The organism is Rhizobacter sp. (genome assembly GCA_021153565.1).
Classification (GTDB): domain Bacteria; phylum Pseudomonadota; class Gammaproteobacteria; order Burkholderiales; family Burkholderiaceae_C; genus Albitalea.
The window spans coordinates 1-6,307 of sequence record JAJKJU010000187.1 but is presented as its reverse complement, the minus strand read 5'-3'; the positions used below and the strand labels follow the sequence as shown (position 1 = coordinate 6,307).

General features: G+C 63.8%; 3 protein-coding genes and 1 pseudogene. 3 read left to right on the top strand and 1 reads right to left on the bottom strand.

All coding sequences use genetic code 11. The features are described from left to right. Positions 1-192: 192 nt before the first annotated feature. From purL to AC30NL_RS11840, 3 genes are read left to right on the top strand one after another with little or no spacing between them, the layout of a single operon-like run. Positions 193-4,215, top strand: coding sequence for a phosphoribosylformylglycinamidine synthase (purL, locus tag AC30NL_RS11850; protein WP_489464203.1), 4,023 nt, complete (start codon positions 193-195; stop codon positions 4,213-4,215). Between the two features lie 27 nt (positions 4,216-4,242). Next, a complete protein-coding gene (locus AC30NL_RS11845; protein WP_489464202.1) occupies positions 4,243-4,641 on the top strand; it encodes a hypothetical protein in 399 nt (132 codons plus the stop codon). Positions 4,642-4,690: 49 nt separating this feature from the next. Then, complete coding sequence (locus tag AC30NL_RS11840; RefSeq protein WP_489464201.1) at positions 4,691-5,455, top strand: acetyltransferase domain-containing protein; 765 nt, start codon at positions 4,691-4,693, stop codon at positions 5,453-5,455. Positions 5,456-5,920: 465 nt separating this feature from the next. Here AC30NL_RS11840 and AC30NL_RS11835 read toward each other — a convergent pair. Next, positions 5,921-6,307 (bottom strand): annotated as a pseudogene (locus tag AC30NL_RS11835) (methyl-accepting chemotaxis protein); the annotation flags it as partial.

The following is a 6,307-nucleotide window of genomic DNA, read 5'->3' as shown; positions in this document are numbered from 1 at the left end:
GCTGGGCGGGCGCGCTGCGGCGTTGCTCCTCACTTGTGTGGCTCGCCACACGGCGCTCGGAGCGCCTTGCATCGCATCCCGCCCAGCGCCCCCAAAACGGTAAGTTGTTCCGGGCCATGTCCTAAAATCACGGGTTTCCACCCGAGCGGCCACGAGTCGCCCGCGGCCTTCCCCCCAAGCCCGAGCTTTAGCGTGACTTCCAGCCCCAAGCACCTGCTTCACTTCGAGGGGGGCAATGCGCTCTCCACCTTCCGCGCCCAGGCGCTTTGCCCCAAGCTGCAAGCGATCAACCCGCGTATCACCGGGGTAGCGGCCAGGCACGTACATTGGGTCTGGGCCGAGTCGGCGCTGGCTCCAGACGCCCTGGACAAGCTGGCATCGTTGCTGAAATACGGCGACCCGTACGCCGGCCCGACCGACGGTACGCTGATCGTGGTGGCGCCCCGGCTCGGGACGGTGTCCCCCTGGGCCAGCAAGGCGACCGACATTGCCCATAACTGCGGGCTGCCGATCAAGCGGGTCGAGCGGGTCACCGAATTTCGCTTGACGCTGAAAAGCGGGCTCCTTGGCGGGGCCAAGGCGCTTGAATCGGCCGAATTGCAAGCGGCGGCCGAATTGCTGCATGACCGCATGACGGAAAGCGTGCTGCTGGCGCGCCAGGAAGCCGCCCACCTCTTCGACGAACAGCCCGGAAAGCCCATGGAGCACGTGGACGTGCTGGGCCGTGGCCGTGTTGCTCTTGAAGCCGCCAACAAGGACTTCGGCCTTGCGCTGTCCGACGACGAAATCGACTACCTCGTCAACGCCTTCCAGGGCCTGAAGCGCAATCCGACCGACGTCGAGCTGATGATGTTCGCGCAGGCCAACAGCGAGCACTGCCGGCACAAGATCTTCAATGCGAAGTTCACCATCGACGGCGTCGAGCAAGAGCGCTCCATGTTCGCGATGATCCGCAACACGCATCAACTGGCACCGCAGCACACGGTCGTTGCCTACAGCGACAACGCTTCGGTGATGGAAGGCGGCGAGACCGAGCGCTGGCTGCCCGCGGGCTACACCGATGCGCCGAAATACGGGCCGCGACAAGAGACCGTGCACGTGCTCATGAAGGTGGAAACGCACAACCACCCGACGGCGATTTCTCCGTTCCCGGGCGCATCAACTGGCGCTGGCGGTGAAATCCGCGACGAAGGAGCGACGGGGCGCGGCTCCAAGCCCAAGGCGGGGCTGACGGGGTTCAGTGTGTCGAACCTGCATCTGCCGGGCACCAGCGAGCCGTGGGAACAGACGCCCTACGGCAAGCCGGCGCATATCGCGAGCCCGCTGCAAATCATGGTTGACGGACCGCTGGGTGGCGCAGCCTTCAACAACGAGTTCGGACGGCCCAACCTGGGCGGCTATTTCCGTGTGTTCGAGCAGACCGTGGGCAGCGATGGCCGGCGTCGCGGCTATCACAAGCCCATCATGATCGCGGGCGGTCTGGGCACGATTTCCGCGTCGCAAACCCACAAGGTCGAGTTTCCCTCGGGAACCTTGTTGATTCAGCTAGGCGGACCCGGCATGCGCATCGGCATGGGCGGAGGTGCCGCGAGTTCGATGGCGGCGGGTGCGAATGCGGCCGAGCTGGATTTCGACTCGGTGCAGCGTGGCAACCCGGAGATCGAGCGTCGTGCGCAAGAAGTCATCAACCATTGCTGGGCGTTGGGAGAGAACAATCCGATCCTGGCCATCCACGATGTCGGCGCAGGTGGCATCTCGAATGCCTTCCCTGAACTGGTCGACGGTGCGCACAAGGGCGCGCGTTTCGACCTGAGCAAGGTGCCGCTTGAAGAAACCGGCCTGGCGCCCAAGGAAATTTGGTGCAACGAGAGCCAGGAGCGTTACGTGATGGCGGTGTCGCCCGAGGCATTGCCGACCTTCCAGGCAATGTGCGAGCGCGAGCGCTGCCCGTTTGCCGTGGTGGGCGTGACGACGGAAGAAAAGCGACTGGCGCTGAGCAACCCGGCCGCTGCCGACGATCCGCCCATCGACATGCCCATGGACGTGCTGCTCGGCAAGCCGCCCAAGATGCACCGCGAGGTGAAGCGCGTCGCGCAGCAGTTCGCGCCGCTGAACCTCAGCGACCTCACGCTCGACAAGCTCGCCTTCGACGTTCTGCGACATCCCACGGTGGCGAGCAAGCGGTTCCTCATCAGCATCGGCGACCGCACCGTGGGCGGCCTCAACCACCGCGACCAGATGGTCGGCCCTTGGCAGGTGCACGTGGCCGATGTTGCCGTGACCCTGGCCGACTTTTCCGGCTTCCGCGGCGAGGCCATGAGCATGGGCGAGCGCACGCCGCTCGCCGCACTCGACGCACCGGCATCGGGGCGCATGGCTGTGGCCGAGGCCATCACCAATCTGCTCGCCGCGCCCGTTGAACTCGAACGCGTGAAGCTGAGCTGCAACTGGATGGCTGCTTGCGGCGAACCCGGTGAAGATGCTGCGCTGTACGACACGGTCAAGGCCGTGGGCATGGACTTGTGCCCGGCGCTGGGCATCAGCGTGCCCGTGGGCAAGGACAGCCTGTCCATGCGAACCCGCTGGAGCGAAGGCGATGATTCGCGGCAAGTCACGGCGCCGGTGTCGCTCATCGTGTCCGCGTTCGCGACGATGGCCGACGTGCGCTCTACGCTCACGCCGCAGCTGCAAGCGGGCGACACCACGCTGATCCTCATCGATCTCGGCAACGGCAAGAACCGCATGGGTGGTTCGATGCTGGCGCAGGTCTCGAACCAGTTCGGCGACGAGGTGCCCGACGTCGAGGACGCGGCACAGATCAAGGCACTGGTCACCGCCGTCAACCAGCTTCGCGGCGAGGGCAAGCTGCTCGCCTATCACGATCGCAGCGACGGCGGCTTGTGGGCAGCGGTCTGCGAAATGGCCTTTGCCGGCCACCTGGGTGTGAGCCTCAACGTCGACATGCTCGTCACCGAAGGCGACGGCATCAGCGACAGCAAGGCCGAATATGGCGATTCCAAGAACTGGGCTAGTCAAGTCAGTGCCCGGCGCGAAGAACTGACACTGAAGGCGCTGTTCAGCGAAGAGCTGGGCGTCGTCATCCAGGTGTCCACGGCAGATCGCAACGCCGTCATGCAGACTCTGCGCGAGCATGGCCTGTCCAAGCACAGCCACTTCATCGGCAAGCCCAACGATCGTGGCGTGGTCGAGGTGTGGCGCGATACCAAGACGGTGTTCAGCGCACCGTTGCGCGATTTGCATCAGGCCTGGGATGAGGTGAGCTGGCGCATCGCGAAGTTGCGCGACAACCCGGCGTGTGCCGACTCCGAGCATGCTGCCGCGGGCAAGGAAGACGATCCTGGCCTGCACGTCCACCTGACCTTCGATCACGACGTAGTTTCTTCCCCCCTCGAAGGGGTTGGGGGCGGCCGAGGCCCTGCGGTGAACATCGTCCGCCCCAAGCTCGCCATCCTCCGCGAGCAGGGCGTGAACAGCCACGTCGAGATGAGCTACGCCATGGACAAGGCAGGTTTCGACACCTACGACGTCCACATGAGCGACCTGCAAAGCGGCCGCGCCAAGCTCGAGCAGTTCCAGGGCTTCGTCGCTTGCGGCGGTTTCAGCTACGGCGACACGCTGGGCGCCGGCGAAGGCTGGGCCCGATCGATCATGTTCAATCCGGTGCTTGCGGCGCAGTTCGAAGCCTTCTTCGCCCGCAAGGACACTTTCGCGCTGGGTGTGTGCAACGGTTGCCAGATGATGGCCGCGCTCTCGCCCATCATCCCCGGCGCGCAAGCCTGGCCCAAGTTCACGCGCAACAAGAGCGAGCAATTCGAAGCGCGCCTGTCGCTTGTGGAAGTGCTGGACAGCCCGTCCATCTTCTTCAAGGACATGGCCGGAAGCCGCATCCCCATCGCCGTCGCGCACGGCGAAGGCTTTGCTGACTTCTCGCAGCGCGGCGACGCGACCAAGGTGCATCGTGCGATGCGCTACGTCGACAACACCGGCGCGCCGACAGAGGTCTATCCGTTCAACCCGAATGGCAGCCCCGATGGCCTCACGGCGGTGACCACGCCCGATGGCCGCTTCACCGTGCTCATGCCCCACCCGGAGCGCGTCTTCCGTCATGTCCTCATGAGCTGGACCAGCGGCGACAAGAGCGCATTGAGCCCCTGGATGAAGATGTTCGGGAACGCGCGGCGCTTCGTCGGCTGACAATCACAAATCAAGGAGGAACTTCACATGAGTGCTGTCATCGCGCCAAGCTGGCCGTGGGCCCCCGACGTCGCCCCGGAATGGCTTAAACAGTCCTTCAACAACGGCTGGACTTTCGGCAACGTGTTCCAGGTGTCGAACGAGAATTCGTCGGGGCCGGAGATCGAGCGAGAAGTGGTCAGCAAGCACAGCTACGGGCGACAGCTTGGTCGTTTGATGGACGCGATGGTGGCGATCTCGGAATCGTTGCCGGCGGCGGCCAAGGATCCGCGCGTCAGGGAGTTGCTTGCGCTGGCGAAAGACATTGAATGCCTCAAGCGGGAAGCGCGGCAGAAACGCTCGGTCGAACTCCTGCAAGAACTTCAGGAGCTCAAGCGCAGCGACAAGCAGGCCTGGGCGAAGCTGATGACGGCATTGGATGAGTGATTCGCAGGCCGTGTGAAGCCCCGTTTGCAGACGCCCGCTCCTGGCGGCTATGCGCTGTAAAGCGGTCCAACCCGATTCGTGCGCTATCGTCACGCAGGTGAACAGCCCCCGCGAACGTTTTCCCCGACTCGACGCCCTGCGTGCCGTGGCCATTGTCTGGATGGCCATCTTTCATTTCTGCTTCGATCTGACGCACTTTGGCTTTATCAAGCAGAACTTCTACAGCGATCCGTTCTGGACGACGCAGCGCTCCTGCATCGTGAGCCTGTTCCTCTTCTGTGCCGGGCTCGGACAGGCGGTGGCGTACCAGCAAGGGCAAAGCTGGTCTGGCTTCTGGCGTCGATGGGTGCAGGTGGCGGGATGCGCGGTGCTCGTGAGCATTGGCTCGTGGATGATGTTCAAGGACCGCTTCATCAGCTTTGGCGTGCTGCACGGCATTGCGGTCATGCTGCTCGTGGTGCGGCTGACGGCGGGGTGGGGCAGGGCGTTGTGGGTGGCCGGCGCGATCGCGATCGCGCTGCCGTGGTTCGTCCACCATCCGTTCTTCGATTCCCGCCTCACCAACTGGGCAGGGCTCATCACGCATCGACCAGCGACGGAAGACTATGTTCCAGTGCTGCCATGGCTGGGCGTCATGTGGTGGGGAATGGCGGCCGGGCAATGGGTGCTCGCGCGGCGGCGGGAATGGCTGACGGGGCAGTTACCGAGGGGTCTTCGTCCCTTGGCGGTGCTGGGCCGATGGAGCCTCAGCTTCTACATGCTGCATCAGCCGGTGTTCATCGGCATTCTGATGGCCGTGCAAACTCTTTGGTGAAACCCATCTGGCAGGAGGCCGCGAAATTCCAGGGGGGAATGAAACGCCTTCACTGGCCGGCAGAGTCTTTCGGAACTTGCGGTCCGATGTCGGCCGCACACCATTCGCTCAGAACCCCCGCCAATCGAACGCCTTGAACTCGGGTCGCGGCGATCGCTGCCGTAAGCAGCGCCTGCGCAGCGTGGCATTCCAACTTGGCGACGGCGAGAACGTGTTGATCGGGGAATGGCCCGTTGGGGCGCTGCCCATCTGGCCAATCAATCGGCTCACACGCGCTTTCACACATTCCACTTCCCCTCGTCCGCCGTTTTGCCCACGCCCAAAAATGGCGTGGGCAATTCCCTCTCCCGTTCAGCGTCATCCTGCGCCAGTGTGATTCGCATCATCGGCATCAATGGCGCTCCTGAACCTGCGAATAGGGGACGATTTGGATGACATCTCCAGCGGGTACAACTTGCTTTTGGATTAGAAACTCTCCCAGTCATCCGTTCCCGTTGCTTGGGTTGCCGCAGCAACTGCAGGTTTTGCCACAGGGGTCGATGCAGCCTTGGCATGCGTTCCCTTTGCCGATCCGAAGGTTGGCCGCATCACATTCTTCGCACGGTCCGGTCCGCGACGCTCCACGGTTTGAGCCGCGACACTTGCGCTCGATGCGTGATGCTCGACCTGGCCGGTCTTGAAAACAGCCACCGCCTGAACCAGTTGCTGAGCCTGCACCTTCATGCTTTCGGCTGCCGCGGCGCTTTCCTCCACCAGTGCCGCGTTCTGCTGCGTGGCCTGGTCCATCTGACTCACCGCCTCGCCCACTTGGGCGACACCAGCGCTTTGTTCCGTGCTGGCCGCGCTGATCTC

Bases quoted from the DNA above. Each gene is read 5' to 3' on its own strand.
- AC30NL_RS11845 (WP_489464202.1), top strand. From the start codon at position 4,243: ATGAGTGCTGTCATCGCGCCAAGCTGGCCGTGGGCCCCCGACGTCGCC.
- AC30NL_RS11840 (WP_489464201.1), top strand. From the start codon at position 4,691: ATGCGCTGTAAAGCGGTCCAACCCGATTCGTGCGCTATCGTCACGCAG.